This window comes from Actinoplanes sp. L3-i22, from assembly GCF_019704555.1.
Taxonomy (GTDB): domain Bacteria; phylum Actinomycetota; class Actinomycetes; order Mycobacteriales; family Micromonosporaceae; genus Actinoplanes.
In genome coordinates, this window is record NZ_AP024745.1 from 8646815 (window position 1) to 8664736 (window position 17922).

Sequence of the window (17922 nt, forward strand, 5' to 3'; positions counted from 1 at the left end):
CATGGACGCGCTTTTCATCGGTGCCACGATGCTGCGGCGCGGGCTGCTGAACCCCGGGAATCCGATCCGGATCGTGCGGCAGTTCGCGGCGCTCGGCCGGTGGGGATTCGGGCTCGCCGGCGAGCTGCGCCAGGCCGCGGCCCGCAGCCCGCGGCGGATCGCGGTCATCGACGATCAGCGCGAGGTCACGTACGCCGAATTGGTCGACCGCGCGGAACGGCTCGCCGCGAGCCTTCCGGCGGCGCCGGGGGAACGCGTCGGTCTGCTCTGCCGGAATTCGGCGCGCATGATCGAGGCATTGATCGGCGTGACCACCCTCGGCGCCGATCCGGTGCTGATCAACACCGGTCTCTCGCCGAGCCAGCTGGCCTCGGTCGCGAAGGACCAGGGCCTGCGCGCGCTGATCTTCGACGACGAGTTCGCGCCGCGGGTCGCCCTGGTCGAGGGCGTGGAGAAGATCGGCGAGGAGCGCTTCGAGGAGCTGATCACGGCCGCGCCGCGGGGATCGGGAACGGTCCCGCCGGAGCGCCCCGGGCGCACCATCGTGCTCACCTCCGGGACCACCGGGGTGCCGAAAGGGGCCCGCCGCCCGACGCCCGGCGGATTCCGCCCGCTCTGCTCGGTGATCGACCGGATTCCGTTGCGCGCGCAGGAACGCGTGCTGATCGCGGCGCCGCTCTTCCACACCTGGGGATTCGCCGGGCTGCAGATCGCGCTCGCCTTGCGCGCCACCGTGGTGCTGCGCCGCAAATTCGATCCGGCCGCGATCGTCGGCGATCTGATCCGGCATTCCTGCACCGGCATGATCGCCGTCCCGGTGATGGTCCAGCAATTCCTGGAATTGCCGGAGAGCACCGGGAAACCGCCCCTGCGGGTGGTCGCGGTGAGCGGTTCGGCGCTGCCCGGCGGGCTGGCCACGCGATTCATGGATCGGTACGGCGACGTCCTCTACAACCTCTACGGATCGACCGAGGCGTCGTGGGCGTCGATCGCCACGCCCGCCGATCTGCGATTCGCCCCCAACACCGCGGGAAAACCTCCCTACGGTACGAAGGTCGCCGTGCTCGGCGACGACGGGGAACCGGTCCCGCCGGGCGAGGTCGGACGCCTGTTCGTCGGCAACGAGATGCTGTTCGAGGGCTACACGAACGGCGCCTCGAAGACCATGCACGAGGGTCTGCTGGCCACCGGCGACCTCGGCCACGTGGACGCCGCCGGCCGGGTCTACGTGGACGGCCGCGAGGACGACATGATCGTCTCCGGCGGCGAGAACGTGTACCCCGCCGAGGTGGAGGGCCTGCTCGCCGACCTGCCCCAGGTCCGCGAGGTGGCGGTGATCGGCGTCCCGGACGACGAGTACGGTCAGCGGCTCGCGGCCTACCTGGTGCTGCGCGAGGCGGAGACCCTCGACCCGGAGGCGGTCCGCGAGCACGTGCGGCACCACCGGGCCCGCTTCAGCGTCCCCCGCGACGTGGTGTTCCTGGCCGAGCTGCCGCGCAACGCCACCGGCAAGGTCGTCACCCGCGACCTGCCCCGCTAGGGGGCGACCAGCCGGCGGACGCTGTCGCGCAGCAGGGCGCGCCGGCGTGCGTGGGACTCCTCGGGCTCGTCCGCGGTGGCCACGTAGAAGGTGCTGGCCGGGGACCACGCGCACGCCATCGCCAGCACCAGCGCGAACAGCTCCACCGGATCCCCCGCCCGGACCTGGCCGGCGGCCTGCGCCCGGGCGATCGCCTGGAACTTCGGCTCGTCGGCCGAGCCGCCGCCGAGCCGGCCGACCGGCCGCCGTTCCAGGCGCAGCCACCCGGTCAGCCGGACCAACTCGGGGTGCCGCAGGTTCTCGTCGTAGACGGCGACGGCGAACCCCGGCAGGTCCGCCGCGTCGAAGCTCAGCGCGTCGATCAGCCGCTCGGCCCGGTCCGCCACGACCGCGTCGAACAGGGCGTCCTTGCTGCCGAAATAGCCGTACAGCTGGGCCTTGTTGGTCTGCGCGGCGACCATGATCCGGTCGACCCGGGCGCCGGCGATGCCGCGCTCGGCGAACTCCTCGGCGGCCGCGTCGAGGATCCGGCGGCTGGTGGCGGCGCCGCGGGCGCTGGTCGGCAGGGCTGGCATGCGACCAGATTAACAAACAGACGAGTTGGTTTGTCTTTCCGCGAAAAGGCGCTACGTTGGTGGCAGACCGAATAGTCTGTCTGGAAGGACGAAAGCATGCGGACCACCACCGCCTGGCAGAGCAGCGGCACCTCCACCGCCCTGCGGCGCACCACGATCGAGCGCCGTGACCTGCGGGCCGACGACATCGCCGTGCGAATCGACTTCTGCGGCGTCTGCCACAGCGACCTGCACGCCCTGCACGGCCTGGTCGGCAAGCCCACCGACGGCCTGGTGCCCGGCCACGAGTTCACCGGCACGGTCACCGCGACCGGCGCCGAGGTCACCGGGTTCGCCGTCGGCGACCGGGTCGCGGTCGGCACGATCGTCGACTCCTGCGGCGTCTGCGCGATGTGCGCGATCGGTCAGGAGAACTTCTGCTACACCGGGCTCGTCACCACCTACGGCGCCGGCACCAAGGGCGGCTGGAGCCGGGAGTACGTGCTGCGGGAGAAGTTCGCCTACCGGCTGCCCGACGCCCTCGACCCGGCCGCCGCGGCCCCGCTGATGTGCGCCGGCATCACCATGTGGGAGCCGATGCGGGCGGCCGGGATCGGCCCGGGCAGCCGGGTCGCGGTCGCCGGCCTCGGCGGGCTCGGGCACCTCGGCGTGAAGCTCGCGGTCGCGCTCGGCGCGGAGGTCACCGTGCTCAGCCGCACGCCGGAGAAGGCCGCCGACGCCCGCGCCCTGGGCGCCACCGACCTGCTGGTCACGACCGATGACGATCAGCTGAGTGCGGCGTCCGGCCGGTTCGACCTGATCCTCGACACGATCGCCGCCCGGCACGACCTCTCGCCGCTGTTGCGCCTGGTCGCATTCGAGGGCACGCTCAGCGTCCTGGGCCTGCCGCTGGAGACGCCGGTCCGCCTGATGGAGCTGACCTTCGGCCGCAAGAACCTCAGCTCGTCCGGCACCGGCGGCACCCGGCACACCGCTGAGCTGCTGGAGTTCTGCGCCGAGAAGGGCATCACCGCGGACGTCGAGGTGCTGCCGTCGGCCCGGGTCGAGGAGGCCCTGACCCGCCTGGAGAAGGGCGACGTCCGCTACCGCTTCGTCCTCGACATGTCCGATCTAGATCAAACCAATTGAGACGTACGGCGGGTGCCCACGCCCGCCCGCACCCCGCCCGCGACGCCGCCGGCACCCCACGCCCAGCCGCGCCTCCCGCCCCGGCCGGCACGCACGGTCGCCCGAAGCCCGGAACACGACCACGAGCGCCGGCCGGTGAGCGCGAGCGGTCAGCGGTGGGTGACCGTCTCCGGGGTTTCGAGGCTGACCGAGGGCGTGTCGTCGCGGCGCGGCAGGGTGGCCGGGTCGGGCAGGTCGAGCAGGTCGTCCGCCGGCGCGGCGATCAGGCCGTTCCGGTGGGCGATCAGCCGCCCCCCGGCGACCAGGTCGTCCAGCATCGCGGCGAGCCGCGCCGACCCCGCCTTGTTCGAGCTCCACCCGAACAGCCGGGCCGCCGCGGCGAGCAGGTCGTCGCTCTCCACCAGGCCGGCGTCCAGCACCAGGTACTCCAGGGCCAGCTGCAGCTCGGACTCGGCGACCTGCTCCGGCTTGCGGGACACCTCGTCGCCCGGGACCCGCACGGCCGGGATCGGCGCGTCGGCGGCGGTCACGAACGTACCGTCGAAGGTCGCACTTGAATCGGCGACAGCCGATTCGATGGCCTGGCGGATCGGCTGGGTGACCCGGCTGATCGCCCAGGCCTCGCGGATCCGGCGCACCACCACGGCGATGTGCACCGGGCCTTCGACCTCGGCAATTCTTTCGACGGTACGGATCAGCAGCGCCCGCACCACCGCGTCGTTGACCCGGGCCGCCGCCGGCAGCGGTTCGAGCACCGCGTGCTGGTAGGGCAGCGCCCACTCGGGCGGCTGCGCGGGCCGGGTGACCAGGTCGACGTCGGGCTCGGCGAAGACGTCCGGGACCGCGAGCGCGTTCTCGATCGCGGCGCGCAGCCGGCCCTCCTCCTCGGCCCGGTCCCGGAACCAGGCGACGCTCCAGACCCGGTGCAGGTGCCAGCCGAGGCCGTGCAGGACCTGCTCGTGCAGCCGGTCCCGGTCCCGGGCCAGCGGGAACGCGGCGTATCCGGGGCCGTCGCACTGGATGCCCAGGGCGTAGGCGCCGCCGACCGGCTCGGCGTGCCGGATCCCGATCTCGATCCGGCTCCGCCCCGCGCCGACCTGGCGGGTGACCGCGTAGCCCCACTTCTCGACCACCTCGGCGACCGACTCGGCCATCGGCGACAGCGCGCTCTCCTCGCCCGGCAGCCCGGCGGAGTCGAGGTACGCGGCCAGCCGCCGCTCCCCCTCGTCGGCCGGTTCCTCGCGCCGCGCCTCGGCGATCGAGGTGACCACCTCGACGCGCTGGCGGGCCCGGGTGATCGCGACGTCCAGGCGCCGGGCGCCGGCCGGGCCGCCCGCCGCGGCGAGGTCCGCTCCGGTGGACAGGATGATCACGTCCCGCTCGTCGCCCTGCGCCGCGTCGGCGGGCTTGACGAAGAAGCCGGTCAGCGGGTCGTCGCCGAGGAACCGTTCCAGGTCGGGCCGGGCGCCGAGCACGGTCTCCACCGCGTCGGCGACCGCGTCGGCCTGGCCGGTGGTCAGCGTGACCACGCCGAGCGACAGCGTCGGCCGGGTGCTGAAGTGGTGCGCGACCCGCTCGGCGACCAGCGCGGCCTCGACCGGCGCGTCGACCGGCGGCAGCAGCCGCAGGCCGAGGTCCGGCCCGGCCGGGTGCGCGCTCGGGAACGTGACCAGGCGGTCCTGGTAGAACGTGTGGTTGGCGAAGCCGATCAGCGACTCGTGCCGGCTGCGGTAGTGCCGGGTCAGCGCGAGCCGGGTGAACGCGGCGCAGTCGTTCGCGGCCACCAGCACCGACGGGCCGCCGCCGGCCGGGGCGAGCTGGGCGTCGTCGCCGATCACCACGAGCGACTTCCCGCGGTGGGCGCAGGCCACCGCGGCGGCCGGCGTCATCCGGGACGCCTCGTCGATGATCACCACGTCGAAGCGCTCACCGGCCGGCAGGTAGCGGCTGACCGCGGCCGGCGGCATCACGAAACACGGTTTGAGGGCGGCGGTGGCGTCCCACGTACGGTCGAGAAGCTCGCGGACCGGGAGGTGGCCGTCGGTCTTGAGCCCCTCGGCCCGGATCAGCGCGGGCGCGCCGTCGGCGGTGACCGCCGGCCGCCGCGCGTTCAGCGCCTCGATGATCGTGCCGGCCGCGTCCTGCATCAGGTCGGCGTCGAGCCGGCGGAACTCCTCGACCAACTCGTTGCGCTCGATCGAGGCGAGCGGTTCGAGCCGCTCGTCCTCGGCGATGACCGCGTCCGCCCAGGCCCGGTAGACGGTCCGCTCGATCACCCGGCCGAGCCGCCCGACCTCGATGCCGTGGTCGGCGCAGTAGTCGACGGCGGTGTCCAGGCCGTGCTCGGCGAGCACCTCGCGGGCCGCCAGGTAGTCGAACCACTCGCGCTGGCCGGACTCGTCGTCGCGCAGGTCGCGCAGCAGGTCCCGGGCCGTCTCGTAGCGGTCCAGGGTGGTGCCGAGCCGGACCTGCCGGGCCGGGCCGAACGCGTCGATGATCCGCTGCCGGGCCTCCTGCCACAGTTCGATCAGCGTGCTCAGGTCCGGGTTCCGGGTGGCTCGCAGCGCCGCGGCCTGGTCCCCGGTGAGCGCCGCGTCCGCCCCGGTCCGCAGGGTACGGGCCCCGGCCGCCCAGTCCAGCGCCTGGCCGATCGCCCGCAGATCGGTGTCCCGCCCGCGGTACATGTCGCCGAGCGCGGCCTGCAGCCCCGGCGCGGCCTCGGCCAGCGCCCGGGCCGACGCGACCACCTGTTTGCGCACCGCGGCGATCTCCGCCGCCGACGCCACGTCCAGTTCCCGTTTGGCGACCGCGTCGAGCTGGCCGACCGCGGCGGACGCCGCCCGCAGCGGCCCGACCTGGGCGCGCAGCCACTCGACCGCGGCGACCACCGGGCCGAGCCCGAGCTCCGGCCGGGCGGCCGCCTCGGGCGCCGGGTGCAGCGTGGTCCGCCAGTGCCGGAACACGTCGCGGGCCTCGTTCACCACGCGCAGCAGCTCGCCGTCGCCGGCGCGGTTGCAGACGTACGCGATCACCGCGGCGAGCGCCTCCGGCGGCGTCACCCGCAGCGCCTCGCCGACCGTCTCCAGGGCCCGGCCGATCGCCAGGAAGTCGGTGTCCAGCCGCCGCCAGTAGCGGCCCAGCATGGCCGCGTTCTGCCGTTCCGCCGCGATCAGGCCCTCGTTGGCGCGCCGCCAGGCGACCGCGAGCGGCAGGTTGGCGACCGCCTCGTCGGCGGTGACGCCGGGCTCGGCGAGCGCGACCACGGTCTCCTTGTCCCAGCGGTGCCCGGCCAGGAGCTTGCGCATGCCGCGGTGCACGGTGGCGAACCGCTCGGCGAGATCCTCGACCGGCTCGTGCAGGACCGCCTCGGTGAAGTACTCGCGGGCCTGGGCGCGGGCCGCGGCGACCGCCTCGACGTGCCGCCGCAGCGCGCCGGCCGCGGCGTGCACGCCGGCCTGCGCGCCGGGCCCGAACCAGGCCGACTCCGGCTTGTCCGGGCGGGCGCCGAGCTCGGCGATCACGGTGACCAGCTCGACGTCGGAGAAGGTGACCACGTCCGGCAGGCCGAGCCGGCCGGTGATCCGGTCCAGGCTCTTCTGCTGGATCTCCAGCTCGTCGGCGTCCGCGGCGAACCGGCCGGCCAGGGCCTTCGCCGCGGCCGCGGTCAGCGGCGGCAGCTCGACCGCGGGCGGGTCCAGCTCGGGCGGCGCCGGCAGCTCGGCGACGTCCTGCTCGGCGAGGGCGGCGGCGGCCAGCCCGGTCCGGGCCCGGGCCTGCTCCTCGGCCCGGCGGATCTCCTCGATCAGCCGGGCGAGCGTCTCGGCGGCCTCGCGGACCGGGCGCAGGGTGGGCGCGGTGAGCCAGTGGTCGGCGGCCGCGGCCGGGCGGGACGCGGCGTGCGCGGCCAGGCCGGCCAGGTCCGCGGCGTCGACCGGGAGCCGGACGTGGAAGGCGGCGGCGAGCGGCCCGAACGCGTCGGTGGCGTCGGTCAGCGCGTCCAGCGCGAGCTGCGCCTCCTCCAGCGCGGCGTCGAGCGGCGCCTTCGCCATCACCTCGCGCCAGCGGAATCCGCTGCGCTCGGTGGCCGGCCGCCACGCGCCCCGCAGGCGCTCGGCGGCGGCGCGGACCCGGTCCAGGGCGTCCTCGGTCAGGGCGAGGGGCTGCAGGGCGGCGGCCGGGGCGGCCAGCTCGCCGTCGAGCAGTGCGTACCGGCCGAGCACCTCGTGCAGGCTGTGGCCGAGCGGTTCGCGGGGCTCGTTGACGCTCGCCGCGTACGCGCTCAGCCGCTCCCGCCGGTCCCGCAGCGTCTGCCGGTCCAGCTCGTCCATCCCGGGCGACGGCAGCGGCACCGCCTCCAGCGCGGCGGCCAGCGCGGACGCCACCTGGCGCCGGCCGGCCCGCTGCCCGTGCAGGTCGAGCAGGTAGTTGCCGAGCCCGGCGGCGGCCAGCCGGTGCTGGACCACGTCGAGCGCCGACGCGGTCTCGGAGACGAACAGGACCCGCTTCCCGGCGTGGGTGAGCGCGCCGATCATGTTCGCCACGGTCTGCGACTTGCCGGTCCCGGGCGGGCCGTCGATCACGAAGCTGTGCCCGTCCAGCGCGGCGGTGATGCACACCCGCTGGTCGGCGTCGGCGTCCAGGAGCAGCGGCACGTCCTCGTCGGCGGCGCGCGGCTCGAAGCCGAGACTGCCGTCCTCGGTCGCCAGCGCCCGGACCACCGGGTGCCGCAGGATGTCCGCCTCGTTCTCGGTCAGGTCCTGCCGGATCGCCTCGGCGGCCAGGTCGAAGCGGGCCAGCACGACCGCGTCGGCGAGCCGCCAGCCGGACTTGCTCGCGATTCGCGAGCGCAGCTGCCCGAGGTCGCCGGTCAGCTCGACGCCCTGCGCGCGCAGCCGCCGGGCCAGCGCCGGGTTGAGCACCGGGTCGCCGGTGGCGGCGCGCAGCCGGGGCACCTCGCCCGGGCCGAGCGCGACCAGGTCGACCGGGGTGAGCAGGACCGGGGCGGCGTGTGCCGCGCCGGTCCCGTCCTGCCAGTGCAGCAGGCCGGTGGCCAGGTGCAGGACGTCCTCGCCGTGGTCCAGGCTCTCCTGGTGGGCGTGCCGGCGCAGGTGCCGCAGCAGGGTCTGCAGGGTGGCGGCGGGCAGTTCGGTCCGCAGCACGTCCCCGCCGGCCGATCCGCCGCCGGTCCCGCCCTCGAACGCCCAGTCCCGGCCCTGCCGCAGGCGGTCCAGGACGGTGCCCGGGCCGGGTCCGGTGATCTCGACCAGATCGGTCCCGGCCCGCGGCAGGTCGATCAGCCGGTCTGCGGCGCTCGGGTCGGTGATCCCGTCGCGCCAGGCGGCGAGAGCCGCGCGGGCGTCGTCGCCCGGCCCGATCTGTCCGTCTGCATCATCCGGCCGCATGTGCCCATTGCAGCAAGGCAACCGATACCTTGCTGGCAATTCGTCCGAATCACACCTCTGCCGGTCCGGGTTGAGCCGTTATTTCTTGCGGCGGGCCACCAGCACCGCGTCGTGGATGACCCCGTCCTGGCCCGGACGCGGGCGCTTCTCCGTGGTCAGCACGTCCCACTCGGCCGGGTCCAGGCCGGCCGCCAGCTCCTCGGCGGTGAACATCATGTCCGGGAAGTGCATCGGGCGCGCGGCGGTGGCCAGGTCGTCCGGGTGGTGGCCGGCGATCAGCAGCGTGCCGCCGGCGGTGACCGCCGCGGCCAGCCGGGCGTAGAGCTCCCGCCGCGCCGCCCCCGGAAGGTGCATGAAGTGCGCCGACACCAGGTCGTACGACCGCTCGGCGGGCGGCTCCGAGCGCAGGTCGGCCCGGGTGAACGTGATCCGGTCGGCGAGCCCGGCGGCCGCGGCGTGCCCGGCCGCCCGGCTCAGCGCCTCCGCGGCGATGTCCACGCCGGTGACCGTCCAGCCCCGCTCGGCCAGCCAGAGCGCGTCGGCGCCCTCGCCGCAGCCGACGTCCAGGGCCCGCCCGGCCGGCAGCCCGGCGGCCTCGGCGACCAGCTGCGCGTTCGGCCGACCGCTCCAGATCGCCGGCTTGGCCCGGTAGCGTTCCTCCCAGGCGTCCGCCTCGAAGATGGTCGCCTGCTGGCGGCGGTACTCGGTGACCGCGTCCCGGCTCTCCCCGGCGATCAGGTCCATGTTGATCATCGCGCCGGCGGTCTGCCCGGCCGCGGCGGCGACCGCCACGGTCGCGCCCAGGTTGGTGACGTTGCCGGCCACCCAGACGCCGGGCACCGCGGTCGCCCCGGTCTCCTCGGCCGCGATCCGCAGGCCGACCTCGTGCCCGTTCATCTCCATCGGGACCGGCTCCAGGCCCAGCGACTCCAGGAGCGCCGAGCGGGCCACGAACCGCGGGCCGACCGCGACCGCTTCCAGGCCGATCACCCGGCCGCCGGCCAGCCGCACGCCGGTGATCCGGTCGTCGTCGATCTCCACCGCCTCGACCGGCTCCCGGACGACCGGGATCCGGCGGGCGGCCAGCAGCTCGGCCTGCTCGGGATCCGGCTCCGGGGTGCCGTTCAGCAGGTAGACCACGTCGTCGCTGAGCTGCCGCCAGAGCTGCGCCTGGTGCAGGCTCAGCGGCCCGGCGGCCAGCACGCCGATCCGCTTGCCGCGCAGCTCCCAGCCGTGGCAGTACGGGCAGTGCGCCACGTCGGCGCCCCACCGCCGCGCCAGCCCCGGGATCGCCGGCAGCTCGTCGACCAGGCCGGTGGTGACCAGCAGCCGGCGCCCGAGCACCCGCGCCCCGTCGGCCAGGGTGACCAGGAAGCCGTCCGCGGTGCGCTCGGCCCGCTCGGCGGTGCCCTCGCGGACCTCACCGCCGTACTCGGCGAGCTCGGCCCGGCCCGCTTTGTACAGCTCGGCGGGCGGGACGCCCTCCCGGCCGAGCAGGTTGTGCACGTGGCCGGCCGGGGCGTTGCGCGGGTCGCCCCGGTCGATCACCAGGACCGAGCGACGGGACCGGGCCAGGGTCACGGCCCCGCTCAGGCCGGCCGCGCCGCCGCCGATGACCACCACGTCGTACGTCTGCTCCATGGTCTTTCTCCTTTTTTCGCCGCTGCAGCCACCGTCGCTCGCCGCACCCGGGAACAGCAAGTAAGTTTGCTGTTATGGCAAAGGATCTGGCCTCGGTCGGCCCCCGGCTGCGGACGCTCCGGCAGAAACGTGACATCACGCTGACCCAGCTCGCCGCGACCACCGGCATCTCGGTCAGCACGCTCTCCCGGCTGGAGTCCGGCGACCGCAAGCCGACCCTGGAGCTGCTGCTGCCGCTCGCCGAGGCCTACCAGGTGACCCTCGACGAGCTGGTCGACGCGCCGGAGACCGGTGACCCGCGGGTCCGGCAGCGGCCGATCGAGCGCAACGGGCACACCTACATCCCGCTGACCCGGCGGCCCGGCGGGGTCCAGGCGTTCAAGCAGATCATCCCGCCGACGGCCGCGGAGTGCGATCTCGAACAGCAGACCCACGAGGGGTACGAGTGGCTCTACGTGCTCAGCGGCCGGGTCCGGTTGCTGCTCGGCGCGCACGACATCGTGCTCCTGCCGGGCGAGGCGGCCGAGTTCGACACCCGGCAGCCGCACCTGATCCTGAACCCCGGCCCGGAGCCCGCCGAGATCCTCAGCCTGTTCGGCCCGCAGGGCGAGCGCGTCCACGTCCGGGCCAGACCCAAGATCCAGACCTGACCCCTTCTTTGGTACGGCGTCAGCCCGGTCCCGCACCAGCCCCCGGGCACCGGCTCACGCCGTACCGAAAGCTGGTTTAGGGTCTGGGCTCGTGGATCTTTCTGTGACGGTGGACGAGGGCGTGGCGCTGCTGGAGATGCGGCGACCGCCGGCGAACCACTTCGACGAGGCGCTGATCGGCGGGATCGTCGACGCCGCGCTGGAGCTGGACGCGGATCCGGCGTGCCGGGTCATCCTGCTGGCCTCGGAGGGCAGGCACTTCTGCGCGGGCGCGGACTTCGGCGGCGGGGACTTCGCCGCGGATCACGTGGACGCGGCGGCGCGGCTGTACCGGCGCGCGGTGCGGCTCTTCGACGTGCGGACGCCGATCGTCGCGGCGGTGCAGGGCACCGCGGTCGGCGGCGGGCTCGGGCTGGCCTGCGCGGCGGACTTCCGGGTCGCCGAGGCCGGCACCCGGTTCGTGGCGAACTTCGCGCGGCTGGGGTTCCACCAGGGCTTCGGGCTGAGCGTGACGCTGCCCGAGCTGATCGGGCGGCAGAAGGCGACCGACCTGCTGCTGACCGCGCGGCGGGTGGGCGGCGAGGAGGCCTACCGGATCGGGCTGGCCGACCGCCTCGCCGAGCCGGGCCGGGTGCGGGAAACCGCGCGGGCGCTCGCGCTGGAGATCGCCGCCTCGGCGCCGCTCGCGGTCCGGTCGATGCGGGCCACGCTGCGCGGCGATCTGGCCGGGCGGGTCCGGGCGGCGCTGGAGCACGAGCTGGCCGAGCAGAAGATCCACTGGGCGACGCCGGACGCCGCCGAGGGCATCGCGGCCAGCCTGGCCCGGCGCGCTCCGAACTTCACCGGTTCCGTGGACTTCACGGGTTCCCCGGACCGGCCGGGAACGTGACGACCATGGCGACGCCGGGGTCGCGGGGCTCGGCCACCGCCTCCCCGCCGTGCGCCCGGGCCAGCTGCCGGACGATCCACAGGCCGAGCCCGACACCCTCCGGGCCGCCGACCGCGAACTGACCGAACAGGGTGGCGCGCAGGCTCTCCGGGACGCCCGGCCCGTGATCCCGGACCTCCAGCCGGTCGGTGTCGCCGTCGCGACCGATCCGGATCACGACCGGCGGACGGCCGTACCGGAGGGCGTTGGTGACCAGGTTCAGCAGGATCTGCTCGAAGCGCTGCTTGTCGACGCAGATCCGCAGGGCCGGATCCACCTCCACCTCGATCTCCTCGTCCGGCCGCAGATAGCTCAGCGCGTCCTCGATGAGCTCGAGCGCGGAGTGCTCCTGCCGGTCCAGCCTCAGGTGCCCGGAGCTGTCGATCCGCTGCACGTCGAGGAGCGCGTCGGCGAGCCGGTTGATCCGCGCGGTCTGCCGCAGCGCCATGTCCAGCATCGTCGCCGGCATCCCGGTGGCGTCCTCGCGCAGCTCGTCCAGGACGATCCGGATCCCGCTCAGCGGGCTGCGGACGTCGTGCGCCAGGGTGTTCATCAGCGCGGCCCGCCACTGCTCGATCCGGGCCAGCCGCTCCCGGTCCTCCCGCAGGTGACGGGCCTGCGCCTCGATCAGCAGGGCGACCGCGAGGGCGATCGGCATCAGGATGAACGCGCTGCCGATGACGATCTCCGGCTGACCGGTCACGATCAGCGGAACCAGGTACGCGACGGTGCCCGGCAGGACGTAGCCGATCAGCACCCAGCGCGGAAAGTGCAGCCCGGCCCAGGCGAACATCAGCACCAGGAACGGGCCGGTGCCGGTCGACACCCCGCCGAACGACCAGGTGGAGAGGCCGAGCACGGCGAAACTGGGCAGCCCGAGCAGCGCCGGGGCGTTCGGCCACTCCGGCCGCCAGCGGATCAGCAGGGCGGCCAGCGCCAGCACCAGGTCGCAGGCCGCGACCAGGAGCAGCCGGTGTGCCCGGTCCGGCGTGTTCAGCATGCCGAGCAGCGCGAGCAGACCGGCGAGCGCCAGCAGCGCCGACGACTGCCGGGCGGCGGCCCGCGGTCCGCTCCCCAGCAGGCGAAATGGTCCGACGTGTTCTACACGGTCAAGTTAGGCGACCCGGTTCCGCAGGGGGCGGTCGTTCACGAACGCGGCGACGTTTTCCTCGATCAGCGTCGCGGCGCCGAGCGGCCGGCCACCGGCCGCGTGCGGGCTGATGATCACGTTCGGCTCGTCCCACAGCCCGGAGTCCACCGGCAGCGGCTCGGTCTCGAAGACGTCCAGGGCCGCGCCGGCGATCCGGCCCGCGCGCACCGCACTGATCAGGTCTTTCTCGTCGAGCGTGCTGCCCCGGCCGACGTTCACCACCCAGGCGTGCGACGGCAGGAGATCAAAAACAGGACCGTGCAATGTGCGTACGGTGTCAGCCGTCGCCGGAAGGATCGAGATCAGCACGTCCGCGGTCGGCAGCAGCCGGTCCAGATCCGTTTCGGTCACCACCGGGAAACCGTGCCGCTCCCCCGCGCTGCGGGCCACCCCGGTGACCCGGGCGCCGAGCGCGGCCAGCAGCGGGGCCAGGGTCGCCGCGATCCCGCCGAACCCCCAGATCACCACGTGCGCGTCCCGCAGCGTACGGAAGGAATGCTTTTCCCGGACCGGTTGCAGGCCGCCCAGCTCGCCCGCCCAGCGATGGCCGATCTGGGCCCGGACCAGCAGGTTCAGCCGGCGGGCGGCGGCCAGCACCAGCGCCAGGGTGTGCTCGGCGACGGTCCGGTCGTGCAGCCCGAGCCCGGCGGTGACCGTGACGTCCGGGCCGAAGCCGGCCTGCAGCACCGCGTCCGGGCCGGCCGCCAGGGTCTGCACCCAGCGCAGCCGATCGAGCCGGCGGGCGGCGTCGGCCAGCTGACCGGGCGGATTGCCCCAGACCACCAGCACCTCGGCGTCGAGGTGGTCGTCGGGGATCGGCTCGGCGGTCGCGTAGACCACACCGGTGACGCCGGGCGGCAGGGTGACGTCGAGTTCCACGGAGTCGGGCAGCAGCACCTTCATGATCGGCGATTTTGCCAGTCGCGGCGTCTATCCGTCGTCTACCGGGCTCCCCCAGCATGGGCGGCACGGATCGGTGCGCGGGCGGGCCGGACATGCCACTGCCCTATCAGGGGTGTGTCCGTGCTGATCCGGTGCCCGGCGGCGGGCGGCCGCCGGGCACCCGCCCGTCGCTTTTGTGCACCCGCCGTGACGTGGGATGCAAGTGGCACGCAAGTGCGCTCCCGGAGACTGTCCGCTCAGTATTGACCGGTCTCATCAAGGAGCACCCTCTTGCCCGGCACGAGCACGCCGTACACCCAGGAAATGATCATGATCCATCGGGTGTTCCGGCGCGAAGCGGCCCAGTTGCGGCAGTACGTCGGCGCGGTCCGGAGCGGCGACGTCGCCCGGGCACGGCAGTTGGCCGGCGTCGTCCGCGAGTACATCGGCGGGCTGCACCACCACCACAGCGGCGAGGACGAGCTGATCTGGCCACTGCTGCACGCCCGCGCCCAGGTCCACGACGACCTGGTCACCCGGATGGAGAAGCAGCACGAGGCGCTCGACGGGACGCTCACCGAGATCCAGTACCTGCTGCCGCAGTGGGAGGCCGCCGCCGAGGAGACGGACCGGGACGAGCTGGTCGCCGCCCTCGCGGCCCACGAGCGGATCCTCCAGCAGCACCTCGCCGATGAGGAGGGCCTGGTCATGCCGCTCGTCGAGGAGCACCTCACGCTCGCCGAGTGGGAGCGGGTCGGTAAGAACGGGCTGGAGGGCATGCCGAAGAACCGGATCTTCCTGGCGCTCGGCGCGATCCTCGAGGACGCCACCCCGGTCGAGAGGGCCGAGTTCCTGAAGAAGGTGCCGCTGCCGGGGCGGATCGCGTGGAAGCTGGTCGGGCAGCGGCAGTACCGCAGTTGGCGCGCCGCGATCCGCGGCGACGAGGCCGCCGCTCCCGCCGGCCGGGTCCAGGGCGGTACCCCGTGACGGTCACGTTTGCCCTGCTGGGGCCGGTGCGGGCCTGGCGCAACGGCAACGAGATTCCGCTCGGCTCGCCGCAACAGCGCACCGCGCTGACCGTGCTGCTGCTCCGCGAGGGCCTGCTGACCACCGTCGACGAGCTGGTCGACGCGATCTGGCCGGTGGACCCGCCGACGTCGGCGGTCGCCACGGTCCGCACGTACCTGTCCCGGCTGCGTCGCCTGCTCTGCTTCCAGCACGGGGTCCGGATAGGTTGGATCGGCGGCGGCTACGTGCTGTCCGCGCCGGCCGGCTCGATCGACGTGCAGCTGTTCCACGAGTACACGGCGGCGGCCACCGAGGCGCTGCGCCGGGGAGAACACGCGGAGGCGGCGGCCGCGCTGCGAGCGGCGGTGGCGCTGCACCGCGGCACCCCGCTGGCCGGAGCGGCCGGCGGCTACGTCGAGGGCCAGCGCGCCCGGCTCCTGGAGCTCTGCCAGGGCGCGGCGGTGGACCTGGCCGCCGTGACGGTCGAACTGGGCGGCTACGCCGAGGCGATCGCGGAACTCCGCGCGATGGTCGCGGAGGAACCACTGCGCGAACAGTGCCACGCGCTGCTGATGACCGCGCTGTACCGGAGCGGGCGGACGGCGGACGCCCTCGCGCACTACCGCCAGGTACACCGCATGCTCGCCGACGAACTCGGCGTGGACCCGACACCCGAGCTACGCCACCTCCACCAGCGAATCCTGCTCGGCGCCACCGCCCGCGCCTAATTCGCCTTCCAGAAGGCCGGCCCCCATCGGGTGCCGGCCTTCTCTCCCGCACCGTTCTTTCCGCGCAGCGATCGCGGCCGCGTGCGCTTGTTTCCGCACGGCCGCGCCGGTCCGCTATTCCGCGCGGCTGATCCACGGGCGTAGGCACTGCGGACGGACTCGCGGCGGCGGGTGTGGGATCAGGCGGCGAGGCAGGCTACGCCGAGCAGGGCGCTCAGGACGCCACAGAGGTGGACGGCGGGGAGGCGTTCGCGCAGCACCGAGGTGTTCAGGAGGACGGTGACCGCGGGGTACAGCGAGGCGAGCACCGCCGCGGCCCCGAGCGCCCCGACGGACGCCGCCAGCGCGAAGGCCCCGTCCGCCACGCTCTCCAGCGCACCCACCGCGATCGGGATGCTCACCGCGGGCAGTCCCCAGCTCCGCGGCCCCCACCTCCGCAGCCCCCAACTCCGCAGCCCCCAGCCCCGCGGCCCCCACCTCCGCAGCCGCCCACCGAGCGGCTCCGCCCAGCGCGACGGCCCGGACGGCCGCCAGAAGAACGCGAGCACGAGAGCCGCCAGCCCACCGAACACCCGGCAATAGGCCGTAGCGACATACGGGTCCTCGACCGACGCCTCATGAAGCAGCACGAAGTACGTCCCGAAGCCCATCGCCGCCCCGCTCGCGTACCACACCGCCGAGCCCCGCCGCCGCTTGTCCACACCAGCGGGTTGTCCACAGGCCTCCCGCGCCCCGACCCCGGACTCGACCACAATGGCCTGAGGGGGCACCCCCGTGGAGGGTGGGCCCTGTCTGACCACGGAAGCCGAGGGCGGGCCCTGTCTGACCACGGAAGCCGAGGGCGGGCCCAGCCGGACCACGGAAGCCGAGGGCGGCCCCTGCCGGACCACAGGAGCGGAGGGCATTCCCTTCCGGGCCACGGAGAGCGAGGCGGAGCGCAGGACCGACGGCACCGGCAGACGAGCCGCGCCGGCCGGGCGGGGAGAAACGACGGACAGCACCCGGGCGGATGCTCCGGGCAGCCAGCCGCGAGACTCGGCGCGCGGCGAGCCGAGACGCGCCGCCGCCGGCGATCGGAGGGACCCGGCGGACATCACGTGGGCGGACGCTCCGGGCAGCGAGCCGCGAGACTCCGCGCGCGACAAACCGTGAGACTCCGCGGGCAGCAAGCCGAGACGCGCCGCCGCCGGTGAGCGGAGGGGTCCAGCGGGCAGCGCGCGGAGGGACAACCGGGACGGCAAGGCAAGGCGCGCCGCTGCCGGCGACCGGAGGGGTCCAGCGGGCAGCGCGCGGAGGGACGGCGCAGGCAACGCATGGAGAGACGGCGCAGGCAACGTGTGGGGAGACGGCGCAGGCAACGCATGGAGAGACGGCGCAGGCAACGTGTGGAGAGGCGGTGCGGCCAGCGGGTGGGGAGACGGCGCGGGTAGCGGGGCCGGGTGGTGTGGGGTTGGGGCGGGGTCGGCGGGGGTGACCGGCCAACTGGCGAGGGTGATGCCGGCCAGGGCGGCGAGTGCGCCGACCGCGCCGCCCGGGCCGAGGTGTTCCCCGTGGGTCAGGCCCCAGGCGACCGGGACCAGGGCGGCGCCGGCCGCCACCGGGGCGACCACGGCCAGCGAGCCGTCGCGCATCGCCAGATAGAGCAGCCCCATCGCCGGGAGTCCCAGGACGCCGGCCACCGCGGTGATCAGCAGCAGTCGGCGGTCCGCGGTGAAGCCGACGGCCAGCAGGACCAGCAGGCCCAGGACCAGGCCGGTGACCTTGGAGCCGACGAGCACGGTCCGTACCGGGAAGCGCCGTGCGCACCAGCCGGCCAGGAAGTCCGAACAGCCCCACGCGCCGGCCGCCACCGCGGCCAGTGCCATCGTCCATCCCACTGTTTCCGTCACTCCCTGTTCTGCTGTCGACGAACTGCCGCAACTCGGCGACAGTCCGGCGCAAGGTGCCGCGTTTGCCCTACCGATTAACGGGCAGCACCGTCGACAGGCGATTGACGGTCGCAAAACACCGGAAACGGATGTCTGTCGCGTTGCCGACGACAGCCGCCCACGAAACGAGAACGACTCGGGTCTGCCCTTAAGATCCCGGCAACGAACTTGCGCGCGGTAACCCTGCGTCAAGTTCCGGAACCCCGCCCCAGCGCCCGCCGGCCGATCCCCGGTGCCCCGGGCGCGACCCCACACCGATTACGTGGAGTGATCGATCGATGCCCTGCTCGCGAACCCCGGTCCGGCAGGGCTCCCACATGTCCAAAACCGGCCTGCCGGCCACCACCCGCCCGACCAGGAGC

At 74.2% G+C, this 17922-nt stretch carries 12 protein-coding genes; 6 read left to right on the plus strand and 6 right to left on the minus strand.

What is annotated here, in order from left to right; all coding sequences use genetic code 11:
- Position 1: 1 nt before the first annotated feature.
- Positions 2 to 1540 carry an AMP-binding protein gene (locus L3i22_RS38825; RefSeq protein ID WP_221322445.1) on the plus strand — a complete coding sequence of 513 codons (1539 nt, stop codon included), beginning with the start codon at positions 2 to 4 and terminating at the stop codon, positions 1538 to 1540.
- Here the strand turns inward: L3i22_RS38825 and L3i22_RS38830 are convergent.
- Positions 1537 to 2115, minus strand: coding sequence for a TetR/AcrR family transcriptional regulator (locus L3i22_RS38830; protein ID WP_221322446.1), 579 nt, complete (start codon positions 2113 to 2115; stop codon positions 1537 to 1539). The two genes, L3i22_RS38825 and L3i22_RS38830, sit on opposite strands and share 4 nt — an antisense overlap.
- Positions 2116 to 2211: 96 nt before the next feature.
- Between L3i22_RS38830 and L3i22_RS38835 the strand changes: the two genes are divergently transcribed.
- Positions 2212 to 3243, plus strand: coding sequence for an NAD(P)-dependent alcohol dehydrogenase (locus L3i22_RS38835; protein WP_221322447.1), 1032 nt, complete (start codon positions 2212 to 2214; stop codon positions 3241 to 3243).
- A gap of 149 nt (positions 3244 to 3392) precedes the next feature.
- On the opposite strand, the gene L3i22_RS38840 is transcribed toward L3i22_RS38835, so the two are convergent.
- Both L3i22_RS38840 and L3i22_RS38845 read right to left on the minus strand, forming a co-directional pair.
- Positions 3393 to 8645, minus strand: coding sequence for a DUF3320 domain-containing protein (locus L3i22_RS38840; RefSeq protein ID WP_221322448.1), 5253 nt, complete (start codon positions 8643 to 8645; stop codon positions 3393 to 3395).
- A 78-nt stretch (positions 8646 to 8723) separates the two neighbouring features.
- Positions 8724 to 10286: a bifunctional NAD(P)/FAD-dependent oxidoreductase/class I SAM-dependent methyltransferase gene (locus L3i22_RS38845; RefSeq protein WP_221322449.1), complete on the minus strand. Its 1563-nt coding sequence runs from the start codon at positions 10284 to 10286 to the stop codon at positions 8724 to 8726.
- 74 nt (positions 10287 to 10360) lie between these two features.
- Here L3i22_RS38845 and L3i22_RS38850 point away from each other — a divergent pair, with 74 nt between their 5' ends.
- Together L3i22_RS38850 and L3i22_RS38855 are read left to right on the plus strand one after the other, a co-directional pair.
- Complete coding sequence (locus L3i22_RS38850) at positions 10361 to 10936, plus strand: helix-turn-helix domain-containing protein (RefSeq protein WP_221322450.1); 576 nt, start codon at positions 10361 to 10363, stop codon at positions 10934 to 10936.
- Positions 10937 to 11027: 91 nt separating this feature from the next.
- Complete coding sequence (locus L3i22_RS38855; protein WP_255657504.1) at positions 11028 to 11825, plus strand: enoyl-CoA hydratase/isomerase family protein; 798 nt, start codon at positions 11028 to 11030, stop codon at positions 11823 to 11825.
- On the opposite strand, the gene L3i22_RS38860 is transcribed toward L3i22_RS38855, so the two are convergent.
- Both L3i22_RS38860 and L3i22_RS38865 read right to left on the minus strand, forming a co-directional pair.
- Positions 11794 to 12864 carry a sensor histidine kinase KdpD gene (locus L3i22_RS38860; RefSeq protein ID WP_221322451.1) on the minus strand — a complete coding sequence of 357 codons (1071 nt, stop codon included), beginning with the start codon at positions 12862 to 12864 and terminating at the stop codon, positions 11794 to 11796. The two genes, L3i22_RS38855 and L3i22_RS38860, sit on opposite strands and share 32 nt — an antisense overlap.
- 114 nt (positions 12865 to 12978) lie before the next feature.
- A complete protein-coding gene (locus L3i22_RS38865) occupies positions 12979 to 13917 on the minus strand; it encodes a phosphoglycerate dehydrogenase (protein WP_221322452.1) in 939 nt (312 codons plus the stop codon).
- 270 nt (positions 13918 to 14187) lie between these two features.
- Between L3i22_RS38865 and L3i22_RS38870 the strand changes: the two genes are divergently transcribed.
- Both L3i22_RS38870 and L3i22_RS38875 read left to right on the plus strand, forming a co-directional pair.
- Positions 14188 to 14883, plus strand: a complete 696-nt coding sequence (locus L3i22_RS38870; RefSeq protein WP_221322453.1) for a hemerythrin domain-containing protein — start codon at positions 14188 to 14190, stop codon at positions 14881 to 14883.
- Positions 14880 to 15632 (plus strand): AfsR/SARP family transcriptional regulator, encoded by a 753-nt coding sequence (locus L3i22_RS38875; protein ID WP_221322454.1) that lies wholly within the window; start codon positions 14880 to 14882, stop codon positions 15630 to 15632. Before L3i22_RS38870 ends, L3i22_RS38875 begins: the two co-directional genes overlap by 4 nt.
- Positions 15633 to 15811: 179 nt before the next feature.
- Here L3i22_RS38875 and L3i22_RS38880 read toward each other — a convergent pair whose 3' ends face one another.
- Positions 15812 to 17497, minus strand: a complete 1686-nt coding sequence (locus L3i22_RS38880) for a hypothetical protein (RefSeq protein ID WP_221322455.1) — start codon at positions 17495 to 17497, stop codon at positions 15812 to 15814.
- Positions 17498 to 17922: the final 425 nt, after the last annotated feature.